A 21,206-nucleotide genomic window follows, 5' to 3' on the forward strand; every position below is an offset into this window, starting at 1 on the left:
CGCGTTCCGCGTTCAGGGCAGATCCCCGGGCCGATGGTTGCTTCGATGCTTTCTTCTGCCATCATCACTTCATGCGCATCAACATGAACACCATCCTCGATTCCAACTAACCGGGCAAAGTGTTTCCTATGTCTCCGAACACCTGTTTCCCATGTCTCCTGTCCATACACTTCGCCAAAGAAACCTAAGGAAAAGAAAGGCGACCCGCAGTCTGGGTCCCTGCGCTTCGCTACGGGCAACCTGCGCTGCTCGACTCCGGCGGGGGTCCGCAGAACTCGCCTTCGGCTCAAACAACTGCGGCCCTGATCCCGCCTCCATCTGCGCTGCTCGGCCCAGCCACACGGGTGGGGAGCAGACAGCAATACCGAATACACAAAGAAAATACCAAGACCAACAAGGACACGCCATGGCGTGTCCTTGTGGCGTTCGGATTCCAGTATTTGGTATTGGGCTGTTTGCCATAAATCCCTTCTGTCTGCGCCGAGGAGCGCAGGGCCAGGCGGATCAGGGATCGCGATTGTCTGAGCGCAGCGAGTTGAGCGAGACCCCGCCTGGACCGAGCACCGCAGGTTGCCCCGTAGCGCAGCGCAGGGGACGCAGACAGCAGGGTCGCCTTTTCTTTGCTTACGTTCTTTTGGCGAAGCAAAAGAAAGTGAGTAGCCGCCGGGCTACCCCCGGCCAGCAACCCTCAGCAGAGAACCCAAAAACCCAGCGGCAAAGACCATACCTGATCAGCGGCTCGGGCAGCCAGCAGGAGCAGCAATGCTGACCCGCCTCAACACCCTCCCCCGCGAAGCCCGCGACACACTGTTCCTGCTGCTCGTCATCGCCTGGGTGCTGCTGCCGCAAGTGGGCAAGCTGCCACTGTGGTGCAGCGCGCTGACGGGCGCCGTGCTGCTCTGGCGCGGCTGGCTGGCGCTGCAGTCTAGGCCGCTGCCGGGTAAATGGTGGCTGATCAGCCTGCTGGCCCTGACCATTACCGCCACACTGATGACGCACCGTACCCTGCTGGGACGGGACGCAGGCGTCACCATGCTGGTCGTGTTGCTGACGCTAAAAACCCTGGAACTGCGGGCGCGGCGCGATGCGTTTGTGGTGTTCTTCCTCGGCTTTTTCTGCATGCTGAGCAACTTCTTTTACTCGCAATCGCTGCTCACCGCATCCAGCATGTTGCTGGGGCTGCTGGGCCTGCTGACGGTGCTCGTCAACGCCCATTTGCCGGTCGGCAAACCGCCGCTGCTGCTGGCCGCGCGGACCGCCGGTGGGATGGCACTGCTCGGCGCTCCCATCATGGTGGTGCTGTTTCTGCTGTTTCCGCGGCTGGCCCCCCTGTGGGGCGTGCCCAGCGATGCCATGGCTGGCCGCAGCGGCCTGAGCGCGAGCATGGAGGTGGGCAACATCGCCACCCTGGCGCTTGACGACAGCGTGGCCATGCGCATCCGGTTTGAAGGCCGCCCGCCGCCCCAGCAGGATTTGTATTTTCGCGGCCCCGTGATGTCCAGCTTTGATGGCCGCGAGTGGCGGCCGCCGCTGTTCAGCTTCTCCCCGCGCAACAGCCAGGGCAGGGCCGGCGCGAATCTGGCCGTGGCAGGTGCGCCTGTCAGCTACGAAGTCACGCTGGAGCCCACCAGCCGTCCATGGCTTTTTGTGATGGAAGCCGCAACGCAAAGCCCGGTGCTGCCGGGCTACCAAAGCGTGATGCAGGCCGACCTGCAATGGACAGTGAATCGCCCGATCACCGATCTTGTGCGCTACAAGGCGCAGAGCTACCCCACCTTCAGGCATGGGCCCACGCGGCCGGTCTTCGGGTTGCGGGAATTTGTGGCGTTGCCCCCCGGCTTCAATCCGCGCACCCTGGCGCTGGCCAGGGAGATACGCGGCGACCCGCGCAACCGGAACGCCAGCAATGCCCAACTGGTTCAGCGCGCGCTGGACCGTCTGCGCACCGGCTACACCTATACGCTGGAGCCCGGCGTGTATGGCCAGCACACGGCAGATGAATTCTGGTTTGACCGCAAGGAAGGTTTTTGTGAACACATCGCGTCGGCCTTTGTGATCCTGATGCGGGCGATGGACGTTCCCGCGCGCATCGTCACCGGCTACCAGGGCGGCGAGCTGAACGGGGTGGACGGCTTCTGGGTAGTGCGGCAAAGCGATGCGCATGCCTGGGCAGAAGTCTGGCAAGCGGACCGGGGCTGGGTGCGGGTCGACCCGACCTCGGCAGTCGCGCCGGGGCGCACCGGCGCTTTCCAGCGGCTCGCTGCGCCCCAGGGCGTGATGGCGCAGACATTGGGAAACATCAGCCCCACCCTGGCGGCGCAGCTGCGCGCCACCTGGGAAGCGGTGAACAACGGCTGGAACCAGTGGGTACTCAACTACACCCAGGGCAAGCAGCTCAACCTGCTCAGGGACATCGGCTTTGAATCCCCGAGCTGGGAGGACCTGAGCTACGTATTGCTGGGCATCATCGTGCTGGCGGCACTGCTGGGCGCCGCCTGGGCACTGTGGGAGCGAACCCAGCACGACCCGTGGCTTCGCCTGCTGGCCCGCGCACGCAGGCAGCTCGCCAAAGCCGGCATCGAGAGCACGCCGGCCACCTCGCCGCGCCAGTTGGCGCTGCAGGTGCTGGCACGGTACGGCGGTGGCAGCGGCAGCCGCGGGCAGGCGCTGCATGACTGGCTAATGCAGCTGGAGTTGCAACGCTATGCGGCGACCTCTTCCGGCCAGCACAGCCAGCTCCGGGACATCAGGCGGCTGCGGCAGCAATGGCGCGCGCTCGCATGGTCTGCTTAGAATTGAAGCTTCGCCCCTTCTTCTCCTCATGACACTTCCGATGCCTCTTTACAAGTTCAGTTTTGCGCTGGTTTTGATAGCTATCCTCGCCGGCACGGCAGGGCTTGCCGGCGCAAAACCTCTGAAGAAAACGGTGACCAGCAAAGCGGAGCCGGCGCAGGGCCCGCTCTATGCCACGCGCCCCGATGCCATGCAGTTTGCCGACGACCTGGCCAGCCGGCGCGACCTGGACGCGAACTGGGTGCGCGATGCCATCGGGAATTCGCGTTATATCCCCACCGTCTCGCGGTTGATGCAGCCGTCAGAGAAGCCATTCATCAAGAACTGGCGGGTCTACCGCAGTCGTTTCATCGATCCCATTCGCATTGAGGCCGGCGCGCGCTTCTGGCTGGCCAACCAGGCTGCACTCGAGCGCGCCGAAAAAGAGTACGGCGTGCCGGCCGACATCATCGTCGGCATCATTGGCGTAGAAACCATTTACGGCCGCAACACCGGCAGCTTCCGCGTGATGGACGCCCTGACCACACTGGCCTTCGACTTTCCGGCGAGCCACCCACGAGCCGCGGAGCGCAGCGCGTTTTTCAAGGACGAGATTGAGCAGTTTCTGACCCTGCAAAGCCGCCGCGGCGTCGATCCTTTCGAGGCAAAAGGCAGCTACGCCGGCGCCATGGGCATGCCGCAGTTCATGCCCTCCAGCTGGATCAAGTACGCGGTGGACTTCGACGGCGACGGCACCGTTGACCTGTGGAACAGCCCGGCCGACGTGATCGGCTCAGTCGCGAACTACTTCAAGGCCTTCAGCTGGCAGCCGGGCATGCCCACCCACTACCCGGTGAGCTTTGACACGAGCCGCCTGGACATGGACGCCCTGATGGCGCCCGACATCCTGCCAACCTTTAGCGTGGCCAGCTTTACCGCCAAGGGCGCGGTACTGGAAGGCGCTGCGCTGCAACACGCCGGCCCGCTGGCGCTGATCGAACTGCTCAACGGGCCGGACGCACCGAGCTACGTGGCGGGCACCGAGAATTTCTACGCCATCACGCGCTACAACTGGAGCAGCTACTACGCCATGGCGGTGATTGAGCTGGGGCGCGAAGTGGCAGCGCGGGTCAAGTCAGTCACGCCGTAACGGACTGCCGTTGGCCCTTGCAAGAAGGGCATCAAGAGCTAGCAAAAGTGGAGCGATGCGGCGAAGCGCGGTCCGTGCTTCACTAATCCTGGGGCGTTCCCGGTCTGCCCGCGGTGTCGCTCAGAAAACGGCTCATATCGCGCGACAGGCTCATGAAAAAAATGGCGAATTGCTGCGGGTCCCATACGTAAAGGTCGGCAAACACCTGACTCGAGACTTTCACCACGATGCAGTCACCGGCGGCATAGCCGCTGAAGCGGCGCGGGCGCAGCGCGATCATTGCCGGAAAGCCAACACTTTCTCCCGCATTCATGGTTCGGATGATGTCCTTGCCGGCATCGGTATCCTCATAAACGGTGATTTGACCTTTTAGCAACACGAAGAAGCTATCGGCGGTATCGCCCTTGCGGTAGAGGATCTCGTTGGCTGTCAACTTCAGCACTTCACCGTCGGCCAGCAGCTTCGCGACAAAACTCTGCGACAGCGCGCCGAATGCCGACATTTCCTCGAAGGCGTCGGCGGCCAGGTGCTCATGAAGCGTTGTGGGGTCGAGAATTTCCATGTTCGGTGTCCGGTTGGGGCGGTTCACATCATGGCGGCAAGCCTTGAGGAAAAGGTCTTTATCTTTATATTGCGACTATGAAGTCGAAGGTCAAGTCTCCCATTTTGCAAATCTACGCGCAAGTACAAGTCGGATTTGGCCCTGATATCTCTCGCACCCGTGCCGCGATTACCCGGGGTCAGGCATCGGCAGGCATCGGGATCACACATCCACATGGGCGAGGCCAGCTTCATCGACCTGCTGGCCGAGCGCATAGCGCGCAGGCAGCGCTATTCGGGTTTGATGTTCGCGCTCTTGACCAGCTTGCCCCAGCGATCGGCCTCCGACTTGATCAGGGTGGCGAACTGCTCGGGCGTGCCGCCACCGAGTTCATTGCCCTGACCCAGCATCTGTTCCTTGATGGTCGGGTCGGCCAGCGCCTTGTTGACGGTTTCATTGAGCAGCTTGATGAGGGCCGCGGGCGTGCCGGCCGGCGCCACCAGCCCCTGCCAGTTCTGCACCTCAAAGCCCGGCACACCGGACTCGGCCATGGTGGGCAGTTCAGAAAACAGCGGCGAACGCGTCTTGCTGGTGATGGCCAGCGCACGCAGCTTGCCGGCGCGGATCGAGGGCGCGGCCGAATACATCTGCTCGAACATCATGTCCACCTGGCCGCCCATCAGGTCGGTCGTGGCGGGCGCTCCGCCCTTGTAGGGAATGTGCGTGATGGACAGGCCGGCCAGCGACTTGAACATCTCGCCCGACAGGTGGTGCGACCCGCCCAGCCCGCCCGAGGCAAACGACAGCTTGCCGGGACTGGCCTTGGCGGCGGCGATGATGTCCTTGACGCTCTTGAACGGCGAGTTCGCGGGAACCATCAGCACCAGCGGGCCCTTTTCGATCAGGCAGACTGGCACCAGGTCCTTGGCCGGGTCGAAATTCATTTTCTTGAACATGGTCGGATTGACCGCCAGCGGCGCGAAATTGCCCATGCCGATGGTGTAGCCGTCCGGCTTGGCCCGGGCGATGGCTTCCGTGCCGATGTTGCCGCCCGCACCGGGCTTGTTGTCCACGATCACCGGCTGGCCCAGCGCGGTGGAGATGAACCTGCCGATCTGGCGCGAGCGCTGGTCGGCATTGCCGCCGGCAGCGTAGGGGCAGATCAGGGTGATGGGTTTGCCGGGGTATTTGTCCTGGGCCCAGGCCAGCGAGGGCAAAGCGATGGCTAGCGAAGTGGCTTGCAGGAGGTGGCGGCGGTTCATGTCGAGTCCTTGTGATCAGTGGTGCGCCCAACGATAAGGGGCGCAGCTGTCAATCAGCTGGCAAGGCATTGGTGGTTTCCCGGATACGGGTCGCTATTTGAGCCGTTGGTCCTGCACACGCCGGGCCTTGCCCAAGCTGCGTGCGCTCCACGAAAGCCACGCGGGCCAGGCGGAACCTGGCGGCGCCAATAGAGCGACCAGCGACCAGCGACCAGCGACCAGCGACCAGCGGGCGGCGGCGCGCTTGCGCTGGCTACGGCGATGGCATCACAATGACTGTGAAACACCTGCCACCGGAGAGCCGTTTGCAGCCCGCCTCCTACACCCGCACCGCAGTCGCCCTGCACGCAGCCATGGCCCTGCTCATGGTGGCGAGCTTTTCCGTCGGGCTGTACATGGTCGGCCTGCCGCTCAGTCCGCTCAAGCTGCAGCTCTATTCGTATCACAAGTGGATCGGCGTCACGGTGGCAGCGCTGCTGTTGCCCCGCATCGTCTGGCGCATCCGGCACGCGCCGCCGCCGCTGCCCGCTGCGATGCCGGCATGGGAGCTGAGCGCGGCGCATGCAAACCATCTGCTGCTGTATCTGCTGATGGCCTGCGTGCCGCTGTCGGGCTGGCTGATGAGTTCGGCCAAAGGCGTGACGACGGTCTACCTGGGCCTGTGGCCGCTGCCGGATATGGTGGCCCGCAACGAGGCGCTGGGGCTGTTTCTGCAAGCGCTGCACCGCATCCTCAATTACGCGCTGCTGGGTCTGGTAAGCCTGCATGTCGCAGCGGCGCTCAAGCACCATTTCATCGACCGGGACGGCTTGCTGGGCCGGATGTTCCGGTTCAAGGGGGCTCGTGAATGAAAATCTCCGCTGTGGCTGCGGCCCTGCTCCTGTCATGCGCCTGTGTCCAGGCCGCAGAATACCGGCGGCTGGACCTGGCGAGCAGCCATATCCGCTTTACCTCGCGGCAAATGGGCGTGCCGGTGGATGGGGCCTTTCGCAAATTCGACGCCAGCCTGGCCTTCGACCCCGAGGCGCCCGCCGCGGCCCGCGGACAGCTGCGCATCGACCTGTCCAGCGTCGACACCGGCCTGCGGGAGGTCAATGAAGAGGTGGTGAGCGCGCAGTGGTTCGATGCCAGCCGCCATCCCGAGGCGCGCTTCGAGATGCGCCAGATCCAGTCGCAGGGCGCCGGCCGGTTCCAGGTCAGCGGGGTCCTGAGCATCAAGGGCGTCAGCCAGCCCGTGGTGGTCAACGCGGTGCTCAAGGCCAGTGGCAAGCAGGCCGTCATGGAAGGCTCTTTTGTGATGAAACGCCTGGATTTCGGCATCGGCGGAGGCCCCTGGAGCGATGTTCGCGTGGTGGCCAACGAAGTGACCGTGCAGTTTCACCTGGTCCTTGAACCGTAGCGGCCACCCTCAGGACTCAGGAGTTACTCATGAAAAAAATGAAAAAACTTGCTGTAGCGCTGCTGGGCAGTCTGTTCCTGGCTTCGGCATTCGCCGTCGTCGATGTGTATGAGCGCGACCCGGATCACACCTTCGCCTGGTTCGAGTTCAACCACCTGGGCTACAGCACGCAGCGCGACCGTTTCGACAAAGTCGATGCGACCATCACCCTGGACCTTGACAACCAGGTGGGCAGCGTGGTGGTGAGCATCGACGTCCAGTCGATCAGCACCGGCTCGCTGCTGTTCGATCAGGTCCTGCGCAGCGACATGTTCTTTGATGCCGAGCGGTTTCCCGTCATCACCTTCAAGTCGAGCCGTCTGAGTTTCGGCAAGTTCGATGACGTCACCGCCGTCGAGGGCGATCTGACGGTCAAGGGCATCACCCGGCCTGTGACCCTGACGGTCACGCACTTCAAATGCATGATGCACCCGATGCTGCGCAAACCGGCCTGCGGGCTCAACGCCACCGGCAAGGTCAAGCGCAGTGAGTTCAATCTGGGCCGATTCGTGCCGCTGATCAGGGACGAAATCACGCTCCATGTGTCGCTGGAGGCGCTCAAGCGTTGACGGCCCCTTGTCTGCGATGTTCTGCGCCCTGATGGCGACGGCCAGCGCAGCGCCGTTCAAACGGGTTGGATCGTGATGTCCACCGTCATGGTTTCCTTGCCACCACCCTGCCGCACACCCTTGGCCGGCGGGCAGGCGTTGTAGTCGGTTCCCATGGCCAGCCGAACATGGCGCTCGTCAATCAGGCAGCTGTGGGTTACATCGATGCTGACCCAGCGCCGGCTGGCAACGTCCAGGCACACATCCACCCAGGCATGGCTGGCCAGGTCAGGCTCGTTGGCGGCGTAGAAATAACCGCTCACATAGCGCGCAGGAATGCCCAGGCTGCGGCAGATCGCCACCATCACGTGCGCCTGGTCCTGGCACACGCCCGCACCGGCCCTGAATGCTTCCAGCGCCGTGGTGGTCACGCTGGTGCTATTTTTTTGATAACTTACCGCCTCAGCAACACCCTGGCTCAAGGCCAACAGCATGCCCAACTCGGCCTTGCCGCGGGTGGCAGACGGCGTGATAAAACGGCGACCGAACTCAGCCAGCACCGGATCCGGCTGGGCCAGATGCGTGGCCCGCAAAAAGAAGTCCGGATGCGGCAGGCTCGCGGCATCGGTGAACTCGGCCACCCCCAGGGTTTCAACGTCACCGGCCGCATTGACCAGGCTCCAGCGCACGTTGTCAGACTCTTTGCCGACGAAGGTGTAGGAATGGATGGGGTTGCCGAAGGCGTCGAGCTGGGAAAAAAGCTTTTCAGGCGCGCCCAGACTCCAGAAATACACCGTTTGCGCCGGGCCGGACTGCGGCGTGAGCCAGAGCGTCTGCAACGCATAACGCAGGGGCTCGGTGTAGCGGTAGTCGGTCGTATGCCTCACGTGCAGCTTCATGGAATAAGAGCCCCCACGTTCGTTCGCTTCGCGTAACTCTCTGCCCCCCGAGGGGGCTGGCCTTGCTTGGGGCGGCCCGGCGCTGCGGCCATCGCCCCCACGTTCGCTCGCTTCGCGTAACTCTCGAGGCCTTGCAGGCCGCGGCTTGCGAGACGCTGCGCCTCTGTCGCCTGTCCAAACCGGCTCAAGCAGGTTTGGAGCCGCAGGCTCCAGCCCCTCGGGGGCTGGCCTTGCTTGGGGCGGCCCGGCGCTGCGGCCGCCGTAATCTCATGCTGTTTCAATTAGTCGCCGGAACGAGGAATTCGCGGCTGATGTGCGCGCCGATTTCGTTGACCCGGTCCAGGAACTGGGTCAGGAAAGCATGCAAGCCGGTCGCGAGGATTTCGTCAATGCGGGCGTACTGCAAATCGGCCCGCAGTTTGCCAGCGCGGCGCTGCGTTTCGCTGGACGTGTCGCTGGTCACCATGGCGAGATTGCTCATGAGCTCATTCAGGCAGGCCAGCAGGGAGCGCGGCATGTCGGCCCGCAAAATCAGCAGCTCGGCCACGCGCTCGGGCTTGATGACGTCGCGGTACACCTTGCGGTACACCTCAAAGCCGGACACACTGCGCAAAATCGCGCTCCAGTGGTAAAAATCGTACTCTTGGTCTTTCTCGCCGGTTGCGCCGAGAAAATCATTTTCCACGGCATGGAACTTCACATCCACCAGCCGGGCCGTGTTGTCGGCACGCTCCAGAAACGTCCCCAGACGCAGAAAATGAAACGCCTCGTCCTGGAGCATGGTGCCCGCGGTCACACCGCGCGAGAGGTGCGAACGGAACTTGACCCATTCAAAAAACTGGCCGGGGTCACGCTCAAAATCGCTGTTGCGCAGCATGCGGATGACTTCCAGGTAAGTCTGGTTTTGCGTCTCCCACACCTCGGTGGTCAGCGTGCCCCGCACGGCGCGGGCGTTTTCGCGGGCATTCTTCAGGCACGAGATGATGCTTGACGAGTTTTTTTCATCACGCACCATGAAGTCCATCACTTCGCGCGGATTGATGCCGTCGCCGTACCTGGCGGCATAGGCCGGCTTGAGTTCGCTGATGCTCAGCAGGCTCTGCCAGCCGCCTTGCGCCACAGCCGCGGACTGGGGCAACAGCGAGGTCTGGTAGTTCACGTCAAGCATGCGCGCGGTGTTTTCGGCGCGCTCTGTGTAGCGCGACATCCAGAAAAGGTGATCAGCAGTGCGAGATAACATTTTTTCTCCTCCCTAAACCTCAAACACCGAAAGCGCTGGCGCGCTTGGCGTGTTTTGGGGATGCCGTCACAAGCGCTTCGCGCAATTGATGAGTCATCCCCGCGAATGCCTGCGGCATGTCGCCGGCGCGCTCGGTGTAGCGCGACATCCAGAAAAGGTGATCTGCAGTTCTCGATAGCATGATCAGGTCCCTCCAATCTGTGACTGTGACTGTGATTGCGTCTGCATGGGCATGCCATGGCCTTCCTGCAATATCCAGGTGTCCTTCGTGCCGCCTCCCTGCGAGGAGTTCACCACCAGCGAGCCGTCTTTCAGCGCCACACGGGTGAGGCCGCCTGGCACCATCTGCACCTCCTTGCCGCTCAGCACAAAGGGCCGCAGGTCAATGTGTCGCGGCGCCACGCCGCTTTCCACATAAGTGGGACAGGTCGACAGGCTCAGCGTCGGCTGGGCAATATAGCCCGAGGGATTGGCCAGCAGCGCCTGGCGGAAGTCCTCGATTTCGGCCTGGGTGGCGGCCGGCCCCACCAGCATGCCGTAGCCTCCCGCGCCATGAACTTCCTTGACGACCAGGTCCTTGAGGTTGGCCAGGGTGTACTGCAGGTCTTCGGCATTGCGGCACATATAGGTCGGCACGTTCTTGAGGATGGGCTTTTCGCCCAGGTAGAACTCGATCATTTTCGGCACATACGGATAGATCGACTTGTCGTCTGCCACGCCGGTGCCGATGGCGTTGCACAGCGACACATTGCCGCTGCGGTAGACATTGAGCAGCCCCGCGCAGCCCAGCGTGGAGTTGGGGCGAAAAGCCAGCGGGTCCAGGAAATCGTCATCGACGCGGCGGTAGATCACGTCCACCCGCCGGGGTCCGCGCGTGGTGCGCATGTAGACAAAGTTGTCCCTGACAAACAGGTCCTGGCCTTCGACCAGTTCCACGCCCATTTGCTGCGCCAGAAAGGCGTGTTCAAAATAGGCCGAGTTGTACATGCCGGGCGTGAGCACCACGACCGTCGGCTCGGCCGTGGCGGGCGGAGCCATCGCCCGGAGCGTCTCCAGCAAGAGATCGGGGTAGTGGGCCACCGGCGCCACGCGGTTCTCGCTGAAGAGTTCGGGGAAAAGCCGCATCATCATCTTGCGGTCTTCCAGCATGTAGCTCACACCGCTGGGAACCCGCAGGTTGTCCTCGAGCACGTAGTACTCGCCTTCGCCTTGCGCATTGGGTGCGCGCACGATGTCGATGCCGCTGATGTGGGAGTAAATGTTGCCGGGCACATCGACACCCATCATCTCGGGGCGAAACTGGGCATTCTGGAAAATCTGCTCGGACGGAATCACGCCGGCCTTGATGATTTCCTGGCCGTGATAGACGTCGTGGATGAAGCGGTTCAGCGCCGTGACGCGCTGCACCAGCCCCTTTTCCATGCTGGCCCATTCGTGGGCCGGAATGATCCGGGGAATCAGGTCAAACGGAATCAACCGCTCGGTACCCGCGCCGTCCTCGTCCTTGGCGCCATACACGGCAAAGGTGATGCCGACGCGGCGAAAAATCATCTCGGCTTCGGCGCGGCGCGCCTCCATCACTTCGGGGGGCTGTTTGGCCAGCCAACGCTGGTAGCCCTGGTAATGATCACGGACGCTGGACTCCGTTGTGTTCATCTCGTCAAACATGGGTCGGCTCATTGGCTTGGTCTCCAGCAAGGTTTACGCATGGCGTAGTGATGACTAGCTTAGCAAGTTATGCGCCAGATTGGTGAATCAGGTGCCACATCGCACTTTTCTTTTTTCTCTTCTTTCCACTTCTTTCCTCTCCTTTTCTCCTCCTTTTTTCCTTCCTCTTTTTCTTTATGGCTCAGGCACATGATGCCAGTAGTGCCGGCCTTCTTGCCGCTGGCACGCGATGTCCGCCGGTTTCAGGCTCTGCCAGGTGGCGGCGCCGCACTGCGGCGACCTGAGCAACCTGATGCCGCGCTCGCTGTAGCGCGCCACCACCGACTCCACCGGATGGCCAAAGCGGTTGCGGTAACCCGCCTGCGCCACCGCAAGCCGGGGCTGGACAGCGTCGAGGAAGGGGGCGCTCGACGATGTCTTGCTGCCATGATGCGGTACCAGCAAAAAGTCGGCCTTCAGGCTGGCGGGGTTGAGCGGGCTGGCGCTGCCGGCCAGCCTGAACTCCTGGGCGGACTCGATATCGCCCGCCAGCAAGGCGGTCTGCGCGCCATTGGACACGCGCAACACGCAGCTCATGGCATTGGATTTGTTTGCCGCCTCGTAGTCGGCGGCCACCGGGTGCAGCACCTCGAAAGTCACCGCGTCCCAGACCCAGCGCTGGCCCGCCGTACAGCGGGCCGATTTGCGCAGCGCCTGCAACTCATGGCTGTCTTCAATGGAGCTGAGCAGGTTCGCCTGCGGCTGCATGGCCAGCACGGCCGGTGCACCGCCAATGTGGTCGATGTCGCGGTGGCTGAGCATCAGCATGTCCAGCCGCTCGCCGAGGGCCCGCAGCAGCGGAACCAGCACGCGGTGCCCGGCATCGCTCTCACGCGAAAAACGCGGGCCGGTGTCATACAGCAGGGAATGGGTGGCCGTGCGCACCAGCACCGCATTGCCCTGTCCGATGTCCGCCGCCAGCAATTCAAACTGTCCCGGTGCAACCCGCGCCGGTTGCCATAACAGGACTGGCAGCATCAGGGGAATGCCCAGCACGCGCCAGTGCCACGGCAGACGCAGTGCCAGCAAAATGCCCCCTAGTACGCCGAAGGCGGCGCACCATAGCGGCGCGGCAGCCACGCTGACGGATGCCAGCGACCAGCCGGCCAGCCATTGCAAAAACACCGTCAGCAGGCCCACCGCCCACGCCGCCGCATCCCACAGGGGTGCCCACAGCACGCCCAGCATGGCCAGCGGCGTCACGACCAGCGTCACCCAGGGAATAGCCACCGCGTTGGCCAGCAGGCCCACCAGTGACACCTGGTTGAACAGCAGCAGCGACAAGGGCGTGAGCGCCAGCGTGACCACCCATTGCTCCCGGGCGGCACGCAGCAGCCCGGCCGCCGGTTTTGCCAGCAGCCGCGGCACCCGCCCGCCCTGCGCCACCTTTCCGGAAAGAAACTGGCTGTCGCCCGTTGGATCACGGCTACCAGATGTGCCTGGGGTTGTAGCAAACAGCACGCCCACCGCCACAAACGACAGCCAGAAACCGGCCTGCATCAGCGCCCAGGGGTCCAGCGCCACCACTACGGCCATGGCCAGCAGCCAGGTTTGCAGCCAGGGCCACTGCCTGCCGCTTTGCCGCAGCAACACCACCGTCGCCAGCATCCAAATGGTTCGTTGTGCCGGCACGCCCCAGCCTGAAAACAGTGCGTACAGGGCCGCCAGAAAAAGGCCGCCCCAGGCCCCGGCGCTGATGGCCGGCAACGCCAGGCAGAGCCGGGGCGTCAGCCCGACGGAGCGCCGCCAGAGGCCGCTCAGGAGCAGGGAGGCAAGCCAGGCGAACATGGTGATATGCAGGCCCGAAATGCTCATCAAATGGGCAACACCCGTGGCGCGAAAGACATCCCAGTCAGCGCGCTCGATGGCATTTTGGTCACCCACCACCAGGGCGGCCACGACACCGGCCAGCTGCCGGTTGTCGATGCGCTGGAAAATCGCTTCACGCGCCGCCTGTCGGGCGCGCTCCACCGGATGCTCCCAACTACCGGAAAGCCGCAGAGGCGGCGCATCGTGCGGCCCGGCCCGCACATAGCCGGTGGCCTGAATGCCCTGCTCCCAGAGCCAGAGCTCGTAGTCGAACCCGTGCGGGTTGCTGTTGCCGTGCGGCGCCTTGAGCCGCACCGTCATTTGCCAGCGCTCGCCGGCGCGCAGGCCATGCAAGCCGGTGGGCGGCTGGCGCTGCAACTCCAGCGCAATTTCAGACGGATCAGCACTTTCGGCCGGGAGTGCCCTGGCCTCCCGTATCCCGAAGCCGGTATACCAGCCGAGCAAAATTTGCGGCGGGAGGGTGACGGTTTGCCCGTTCAGGCGGGCCGATTCAATACCCAGACGAAAGCGCAAGCCGTCTTCGGCGGGTTGCGGCATGGCCAGGACCACGCCTGTCACGGCAATATCACGTCCCTCCAGCGCGGGGTCGAGTGCCGTTGACTGAAACACGGTGGCCCGCCATCCCGTCAGGGTAAAGCCCAGCAAGGCAGCGAGCACCAGCGCAGCCAGGCCGGCGCCGCGCCAACCCCTCCTGTTCAGAGTCGAGGCGCGACCGGCCCTGCGCCACAAGCCGCCCATCACCAGCCCAGCGAACGCCGCCAGCGCCGCCGACGCGGCATACACGCCACCCGTCCACAAACCGGGCTGCTGCAATTGCAGGGCAACCCCGATGATGAACCCGCCAAAAACAAGGCCAGGCCCCATGGAAGCTGCCCATGGCCCGGCCAAAATGCGGTCGCCCACAGCCGCCCTCCCCACTTGTTACTTGTTATTGCTCGATTTATTCGATGCAATGGCTGCGTGCTCAACGGCCGGGCGAGGCAAAAAGCCGACAAAGCCTGTTTGGCGCAGCTCTTGCTTGCAGAAATGTAGCCGAAGCGGAGTAAGCTGTCCCGAGGGGTCGCCCGATGTGGCGACCCGCTCATTTTGTGTTTTGATTGGCGCTGTTGCGCACCGATGCCCTAATTTAAAAAAGCGAGGCTGCCTTGTCGATCCACGTTGCACTGAGCCACATCACCCATTACAAATACGACCGCCCGGTGAAACTGGGCCCCCAGGTCGTGCGCCTGCGGCCTGCGCCGCACAGCCGGCCCCGCGTACTGTCCTACTCCCTCAACATCGAGCCGGCCAAACATTTCATCAACTGGCAACAGGACCCGTTTGCCAATTACCAGGCCCGGCTGGTGTTTCCGGATCCCACCCGTGAATTCAAGGTCACGGTGGACCTGGTCGTCGAGATGGCGGTGTTCAACCCCTTTGATTTCTTTCTGGAGCCCAGCGCCGAGGAATTTCCTTTTAACTACAGCGCCAGCCAGAAGCAGGAACTGGCGCCCTACCTGGCGACCCAGACCGCCACGCCGCTGTTCAAGCGCTATCTTGAGCAGACCGACCTGAGTCCCAAGCGGACCATCGACTTCCTGGTCGGCCTCAACCAGCGCCTGCAGTCCGACATCCAGTACTCCATCCGCATGGAGCCCGGCGTGCAAACGCCTGAAGAAACCCTGCAGCTGGCCTGCGGCTCCTGCCGCGACACCGGCTGGTTGCTGGTGCAGCTGCTGCGGCACATGGGTCTGGCCGCGCGCTTTGTGTCGGGCTACCTGATCCAGCTCAAGGCCGACGTCAAGGCGATTGACGGTCCCAGCGGCGCGGAGACCGACTTCACCGATCTGCACGCCTGGTGCGAAGTATTCCTGCCCGGTGCCGGCTGGGTGGGGCTGGACCCAACGTCGGGCCTGATGGCGGGCGAAGGCCACATCCCGCTGGCCTGCACGCCAGAACCGTCCAGTGCCGCCCCCGTGGAAGGCGGCGTGGACAAATGCGAGGTGGAGTTTGAGCATCACATGGCGGTGCAGCGGATTTACGAATCACCGCGCGTCACCCAGCCCTACACCGAAGCGCAATGGGCCGACGTGCTGGCGCTGGGCGAGGCGGTGGACAAAGACCTGGTGGCCGGCGACGTGCGGCTCACGATGGGCGGCGAGCCCACCTTTGTGGCCACCACGGACCGCGATGCTGCGGAATGGAACATCGACGCCCTGGGCCCCACCAAGCGCGGCTATGCCACCGAGCTGGTGCAAAAGCTGCGTGCCGAATATGGCGAGGGCGGTTTTCTGCATTTCGGGCAGGGCAAGTGGTATCCCGGCGAGCAATTGCCACGCTGGGCGCTGAGTATTTTCTGGCGCAGGGACGGTCAGCCGATCTGGCAAAACCCGGCCCTGTTTGCCGATGAACGCAAACCCTGCCAATACACGAGCGCAGATGCGCAGCGTTTCATCAAGACCCTGGCGGGCAAGCTGGGCCTGGCCACGAACTACATCACGCCGGGCTATGAAGACACCTGGTACTACCTGTGGCGCGAGCGGCGCCTGCCGGTCAACGTCGACCCCTTTGACTCCCGCCTGGATGACGCCATGGAACGGGAGCGTTTGCGTCGCGTCTTCATGCAGGGGCTGGACTCCGTGGTGGGTTATGTGCTGCCGCTGAAGGCGAAGGAGGCTGCCTCGCCAGCCCTGGCCGGGCCCAAATGGTCCACCGGTCCATGGTTCTTCCGCGATGAGCGCATGTACCTGATGCCGGGCGACTCACCCATGGGTTACCGCCTGCCGCTTGATTCGGTGCCCTGGGTTTCCAAAACCGACTACCCCTACATGATCGAGGCCGACCCGTTTGCGCCGCGCCAGGACTTACCATCGACATCGGTGCTGGCCGCACGCTACAACGCAGCGGCAGCGGTGGCGCGGGGCGCTCCGCAGCCGGCGCCTGCGGCTGTCTCGCAGGCCTCGCCCCCTCCTGCTGGCAGCAGTGCAAGCGCACTGGCGCAGTACATGGCGCGCTACATGACGGGCAATGCGGCACTGACGCAGGCCAGTCGCATCCTGCAGTTTCGCCCCACCGGCGACAGCAGCATGGGTGGTGGCACCGGCGGCACCAGCACGGCCGCTCCGTCAAGCCACGTGCCACCTCCTGCCAACGAGCAGCGTGCGCCCAAAGCCTTCGAGTCTGCCGGCTGGCTGACGCGCACCGCGCTGTGCGTCGAGGTCCGCGACCCCGCTCGGGCCAATGGCCCGAAGGACCCGAAAGATCCGGATAAGGCAAAAGACAAACCCAGGGCCGACCCTGACAGCAAGGCCAACAAAAGCAAGAGCGGCGAAACCGGTGCCCTCTACGTGTTCATGCCCCCCATGGAGCGGCTGGAGGACTACCTGGACCTGCTCGCAGCCGTGGAAGCGACCGCGCAAACGCTGGGCGTCAGCATCGTGCTGGAGGGCTACCCGCCGCCGCGCGACCCACGCCTGAAAATGCTGCAGGTCACACCCGACCCGGGCGTGATCGAAGTCAACATCCACCCCGCCTACCACTGGGGCGAGCTGGTGGAGCACACCGAATTCCTCTACAAGATTGCCCATGAAACCCGGCTGTCGGCCGAAAAATTCATGACCGATGGCCGGCACACCGGCACCGGCGGCGGCAACCACTTTGTGCTGGGTGGCGCCACCCCCGCTGACAGCCCCTTCCTGCGCAAACCGGAAGTGCTGGGCAGCCTGATCGCCTACTGGCACAACCACCCCTCGTTGAGCTACCTGTTTTCGGGCATGTTCATCGGCCCCACCAGCCAGGCACCGCGCGTGGATGAGGCACGCAACGACCAGTTGTACGAGCTTGAAATCGCCCTGCGTGAAATCCGCAACAACCGACAGAAATACGGCGCCAACATGCCGCCCTGGCTGGTCGACCGGACGCTGCGCAATATCCTGGTGGATGTGACGGGCAACACGCACCGCAGCGAGTTCTGTATCGACAAGATGTACTCGCCGGATTCCTCGACCGGACGGCTGGGCCTGCTGGAACTGCGCGCCTTTGAAATGCCGCCCCATGCCCGCATGAGCATCGCCCAGCAGTTGCTGCTGCGCGCCCTCGTGGCACGCTTCTGGAAAACCCCCTACCACGGCCGCGTCACGCGCTGGGGCACCGAACTGCACGACCGCTTCCTGCTGCCCAGTTTTATCCGCATGGATTTTGCCGACGTGCTGACCGAGCTGGTGGAGGCCGGCTACCCCTTTGACATGGCCTGGTTCGAACCACATTTCGAATTCCGCTTCCCGCTGATTGGCCAGGTGGCGGCAAACAGCATCGAGCTGACGCTGCGCAGTGCGCTGGAGCCCTGGCATGTGATGGGCGAGGAAGGTTCGGCGGGCGGCACCGTGCGCTATGTCGACTCCTCGCTCGAACGCGTGGAAGTCCATGTGACGGGCCTGAACGATAACCGCCACGTCATCACCGTCAACGGCCGTGCCCTGCCGCTCCAGAGCACCGGGCGGGTCGGCGAATACGTGGCCGGTGTGCGCTACAAGGCCTGGAATCCACCGTCGGCCCTGCACCCGTCGATCGGCGTGCATGCGCCGCTGACTTTCGACATCGTCGACACCTGGATGGAGCGCTCGCTGGGGGGTTGCCAGTACCATGTCGCCCATCCCGGCGGGCTCAGCTACGACACGCTGCCAGTCAACTCCTATGAGGCCGAAAGCCGCCGCCTGACCCGGTTTTTCCGCATGGGCCATACCCCTGGCAAGATGCAGGTCAGGCCAGTTCAGCCGAGCCGGGAATTTCCCTTCACGATGGATCTGCGTTAGGCAATTTTCCGGGGTTGAGCGCCGGGAGATCGCTGTCTTATGAGTGCAACAATTGCACGATTCGGCTCAAAAATCAGCGGTTTAACGGCGGCTTGCTGCCGCTTTGAGCCCTTGGGGGGATGGGCCGAAGGCATACTTGGGGAACGTGGAAAATAACACTCCGTCACTTTTTGCCGCCCAGGCGCTCGAAGAGCCCCGTACGCTGGCTGCTGCGCTGGCGCCCGCGGCTGCGCCCGGCCACTTTGACGAGTTGCGCGGGAGCGTCTCGCGCGGCCCGGCGGCTGCGGAGCCGCCTTTGGCGAGCGTCCCGCCTTTGCAGCTTGCTGCCGGCTCCCGGGGCGGCCGAGACACTGCGCCAGAGACCCACGCGACCAACGAGACCAGCCCGGCAGCGGCCCGCCCGGGTTCGAGTTCGAGTGAGGGGCCCTTGTCAGCCGAATGGGCAAACTTCTTCGACTTCCTGGGCACTGACGGTTTCTACGACCTGAACCACCGCACCGCCAATCTGCGGCGCCAGATCCGCGACAACGGCGTGACCTACAACGTTTACGCCGATGCCAACGGGCCGCAGCGGCCCTGGTCGCTGGACCTTTTTCCGATGATGGTGTCGGCTGCGGACTGGGCCGTGATTGAAGCTGGCATCCAGCAACGCGCCCGATTGCTGGACCGCGTGATGGCCGACATCTACGGCCCGCAGGAACTGCTTTCAAAGGGCTTGCTGCCCAGCGCGCTGGTGCACGGCAACCCCGGCTACCTGCGCGGCATGCAGGGCGTCAAGCCCGCTGGTGGTACCCACCTGCACATCGCGGCCTTCGACATCGGCCACGGCCCGGATGGGCGTTGGTCGGTAGTGTCCCAACGCACGCAGGCGCCCTCGGGCCTGGGCTACCTGCTGGAAAACCGGCTGACCATCTCCCTGCTGTTTCCGGAAGCCTTTCGGGAGATGAAGGTGCAGCGGCTGGCCGCCTCGTACAAGGCACTGGTGGACGGGCTCAAGGCGATGAGCCCCGCCAATGAGGGCAACGAGGAAAGCCGGGTGGTTCTGCTGACGCCGGGCCCCTACAACGAAACCTATTTTGAGCACGCCTACCTGGCCCGCTTTCTGGGGCTGACGCTGGTGGAGGGCAACGACCTGCTGGTACGCGATGACAAGCTGTACCTCAAAACCCTGCGCGGCCTGGAGCCTGTGCATGGCCTGCTCAAGCGGCTCGATGACGAATTCCTGGATCCGCTGGAGCTGCGTTCCGACTCCACCCTGGGCGTGCCCGGCTTGCTGCAGGTCATTCGTGCAGGCAACGTGCTGGTGGTCAACACCCCGGGCTCGGCCTTTCTGGAGTCCAGCGCCCTGCTCGGTTTCCTGCCCGCACTCTCGCAGCACCTGCTCGGTGAAACACTGGCCCTGCCTTCGCTGGCCACCTGGTGGTGTGGCGAGCAGGCCGTCATGCGGGACGTGCTGAGCCAGCTCAAGGATTGCGTGATCAAGCCCACCCATGCCGGCTCTGGCATGGCATCCGTCATCGGGCACACCCTGTCTCGCCGCGAACTCGACGAATGGGCCGGCCGCATTGTCCGGCGCGGCGAGGATTACACCGTGCAGGCCTACCTGCCGCTGTCGCAAACACCCACCTGGCAGGGTGAACGCGTGGCGCCACGTTCGGCGATGCTGCGCGTGTTTGCGGTCGCCGACGGCGCGGGCTCCTGGCAGGTACTGCCCGGTGGACTGGCGCGGCTCGCCGGCAAAAACGAAAACATGGCTTCGATGCAGCACGGTGGCAGCAGCGCCGATGTGTGGGTGCTGGGCGAGCCCTCCGGCGCAGCCACCACCACCACCTCCCCCCCCCCTGCCGACAGCACGGCGGGGCAGCGCGCAGAGCACCCCGCACCCGCCTGGGCCACAGCCCCGCTGCGCCACCGCCCGCCCGTGACCAGCCGGGCGGCCGAGAACCTGTTCTGGCTGGGCCGTTATACCGAGCGCGCCGAGAACTCCACGCGGCTGGCCCAGCTAACCCTGCAGTGCCTGGGCGGCGAAGACCAGACCTCGCAGCCACTGCTGGACTGGCTGACCCGCATGGCGGTGACCAATGCCCTGGTGCTCGATACCGTGCCGCCCGCGACGCAGGCGCGGCGCGTCTTTGAACGCGCCCTGATTGCCGGCCTGGCCGACACCGGGCAAGTCGCCAGCGTGGGCTACAACCTGCGAGCCCTCAAGAGTGCAGCATCGGCCGTGCGCGAGCGCCTGTCGCAGGAACAGTGGCACGTCATCGTGCGCACAGAAGCGGACTTCTTCCATCACTGCAAGGCATTCAGCGGCGCCAGTTCGCAGAGCCAGCAGCAAGGCCATGGGCATGCGGGCCACCACGCGCTGGAGTATTCATCGGTCGAAGCGCTCAGGGCCCTTGAATCCCTCAGCGGTTTCCTGGCGGCCATGACGGGCGCGCAGACCGACCGCATGACACGCGACGACGGTTGGCGGCTGCTCAGCATAGGCCGGATGCTGGAGCGGCTCTACACGCTGGCCGCTGCGCTGGTGCACGGCTTTGAAACCCGGGCCGTTTTCGAGGAAGGCGGCTTTGGCGCCATCGTCTCCCTGTTTGACAGCACCATCAGCTTTCATGCGCAATACCAGCAGCGACGCGACATTCCCGCCCTGCTCGACCTGCTGGTGCTGGACCGCGACAATCCGCGCTCGCTGGGCTGGGTAGTGCAAGCCCTGTGCGGGCGCCTGGACAAATTGGCCAGCAGCACACCGGTTGAGTTGCCCGATCTGGCGGTGGACTTGCCCGACCCGGGCAGCTGGGTGCTGGCCGAGCTGTGTGGCAGCGTCAGCGCTGACGGTGCAAATGGTGCGCCCCTTCAAACCGGCGGTGAAGTCCCGGGTTGCGAGCCACTGATCGGCTTGCTGGAACAGTGCTGCACACAAGCGCTCGAACTCTCGGACACCATCAGCCGGCGCTACTTCAGCCATGCGGCATCGGGCAGCCAGAGTCTGGGCGCGTAGGCCCATCCCTACCCAGAACAAGCCCTGACCC

The 21,206-nt window shown here is 64.1% G+C and carries 14 protein-coding genes; 7 read left to right on the plus strand and 7 right to left on the minus strand.

Annotated elements, in window-relative coordinates; translation table 11 throughout:
• Positions 1-762: 762 nt before the first annotated feature.
• On the plus strand, positions 763-2,793 hold the full coding sequence (locus AC1DS5_RS11715; protein ID WP_477718434.1) for a transglutaminase TgpA family protein: 2,031 nt from the start codon (positions 763-765) through the stop codon (positions 2,791-2,793).
• A gap of 40 nt (positions 2,794-2,833) precedes the next feature.
• The gene (gene mltB / locus AC1DS5_RS11720) at positions 2,834-3,922 is read left to right on the plus strand and encodes a lytic murein transglycosylase B (RefSeq protein ID WP_477718435.1); all 1,089 of its coding nucleotides are present in this window, start codon (positions 2,834-2,836) and stop codon (positions 3,920-3,922) included.
• A gap of 82 nt (positions 3,923-4,004) precedes the next feature.
• Here the strand turns inward: mltB and AC1DS5_RS11725 are convergent, their stop codons facing one another.
• On the minus strand, positions 4,005-4,484 hold the full coding sequence (locus AC1DS5_RS11725; protein WP_477718436.1) for a cyclic nucleotide-binding domain-containing protein: 480 nt from the start codon (positions 4,482-4,484) through the stop codon (positions 4,005-4,007).
• A gap of 269 nt (positions 4,485-4,753) precedes the next feature.
• A complete protein-coding gene (locus tag AC1DS5_RS11730) occupies positions 4,754-5,725 on the minus strand; it encodes a Bug family tripartite tricarboxylate transporter substrate binding protein (RefSeq protein WP_477718437.1) in 972 nt (323 codons plus the stop codon).
• A 272-nt stretch (positions 5,726-5,997) separates the two neighbouring features.
• On the opposite strand from AC1DS5_RS11730, the gene AC1DS5_RS11735 reads away from it, so the two are divergent.
• Genes AC1DS5_RS11735 through AC1DS5_RS11745 form a run of 3 tightly spaced genes read left to right on the plus strand, consistent with a single transcriptional unit; the run spans position 5,998 to position 7,732 of the window.
• Positions 5,998-6,576, plus strand: a complete 579-nt coding sequence (locus AC1DS5_RS11735) for a cytochrome b (RefSeq protein WP_477718438.1) — start codon at positions 5,998-6,000, stop codon at positions 6,574-6,576.
• Entirely contained in the window at positions 6,573-7,124 is a 552-nt protein-coding gene (locus tag AC1DS5_RS11740) for a YceI family protein (RefSeq protein WP_477718439.1), read from the plus strand. The genes AC1DS5_RS11735 and AC1DS5_RS11740 overlap by 4 nt, the downstream gene beginning before the upstream one ends.
• Before the next feature lie 29 nt (positions 7,125-7,153).
• Positions 7,154-7,732 (plus strand): YceI family protein, encoded by a 579-nt coding sequence (locus AC1DS5_RS11745; RefSeq protein ID WP_477718440.1) that lies wholly within the window; start codon positions 7,154-7,156, stop codon positions 7,730-7,732.
• Positions 7,733-7,788: 56 nt separating this feature from the next.
• On the opposite strand, the gene AC1DS5_RS11750 is transcribed toward AC1DS5_RS11745, so the two are convergent.
• From AC1DS5_RS11750 to AC1DS5_RS11770, 5 genes are all read right to left on the minus strand, one after another.
• Complete coding sequence (locus AC1DS5_RS11750; protein ID WP_477718441.1) at positions 7,789-8,610, minus strand: transglutaminase family protein; 822 nt, start codon at positions 8,608-8,610, stop codon at positions 7,789-7,791.
• 277 nt (positions 8,611-8,887) lie between these two features.
• On the minus strand, positions 8,888-9,850 hold the full coding sequence (locus AC1DS5_RS11755; protein ID WP_477718442.1) for an alpha-E domain-containing protein: 963 nt from the start codon (positions 9,848-9,850) through the stop codon (positions 8,888-8,890).
• A gap of 19 nt (positions 9,851-9,869) precedes the next feature.
• The gene (locus AC1DS5_RS11760) at positions 9,870-10,031 is read right to left on the minus strand and encodes an alpha-E domain-containing protein (RefSeq protein ID WP_477718443.1); all 162 of its coding nucleotides are present in this window, start codon (positions 10,029-10,031) and stop codon (positions 9,870-9,872) included.
• Between the two features lie 2 nt (positions 10,032-10,033).
• Complete coding sequence (locus tag AC1DS5_RS11765; protein WP_477718444.1) at positions 10,034-11,530, minus strand: circularly permuted type 2 ATP-grasp protein; 1,497 nt, start codon at positions 11,528-11,530, stop codon at positions 10,034-10,036.
• 162 nt (positions 11,531-11,692) lie between these two features.
• Positions 11,693-14,251, minus strand: coding sequence for a DNA internalization-related competence protein ComEC/Rec2 (locus AC1DS5_RS11770; RefSeq protein ID WP_477718445.1), 2,559 nt, complete (start codon positions 14,249-14,251; stop codon positions 11,693-11,695).
• Between the two features lie 281 nt (positions 14,252-14,532).
• Here AC1DS5_RS11770 and AC1DS5_RS11775 point away from each other — a divergent pair, with 281 nt between their 5' ends.
• Positions 14,533-18,177 carry a transglutaminase family protein gene (locus AC1DS5_RS11775; protein WP_477718446.1) on the plus strand — a complete coding sequence of 1,215 codons (3,645 nt, stop codon included), beginning with the start codon at positions 14,533-14,535 and terminating at the stop codon, positions 18,175-18,177.
• 145 nt (positions 18,178-18,322) lie between these two features.
• Positions 18,323-21,175: a circularly permuted type 2 ATP-grasp protein gene (locus AC1DS5_RS11780; RefSeq protein ID WP_477718447.1), complete on the plus strand. Its 2,853-nt coding sequence runs from the start codon at positions 18,323-18,325 to the stop codon at positions 21,173-21,175.
• The last annotated feature ends 31 nt before the right edge of the window (positions 21,176-21,206 follow it).

Source organism: Polaromonas sp. P4_H1 (assembly GCF_056400945.1).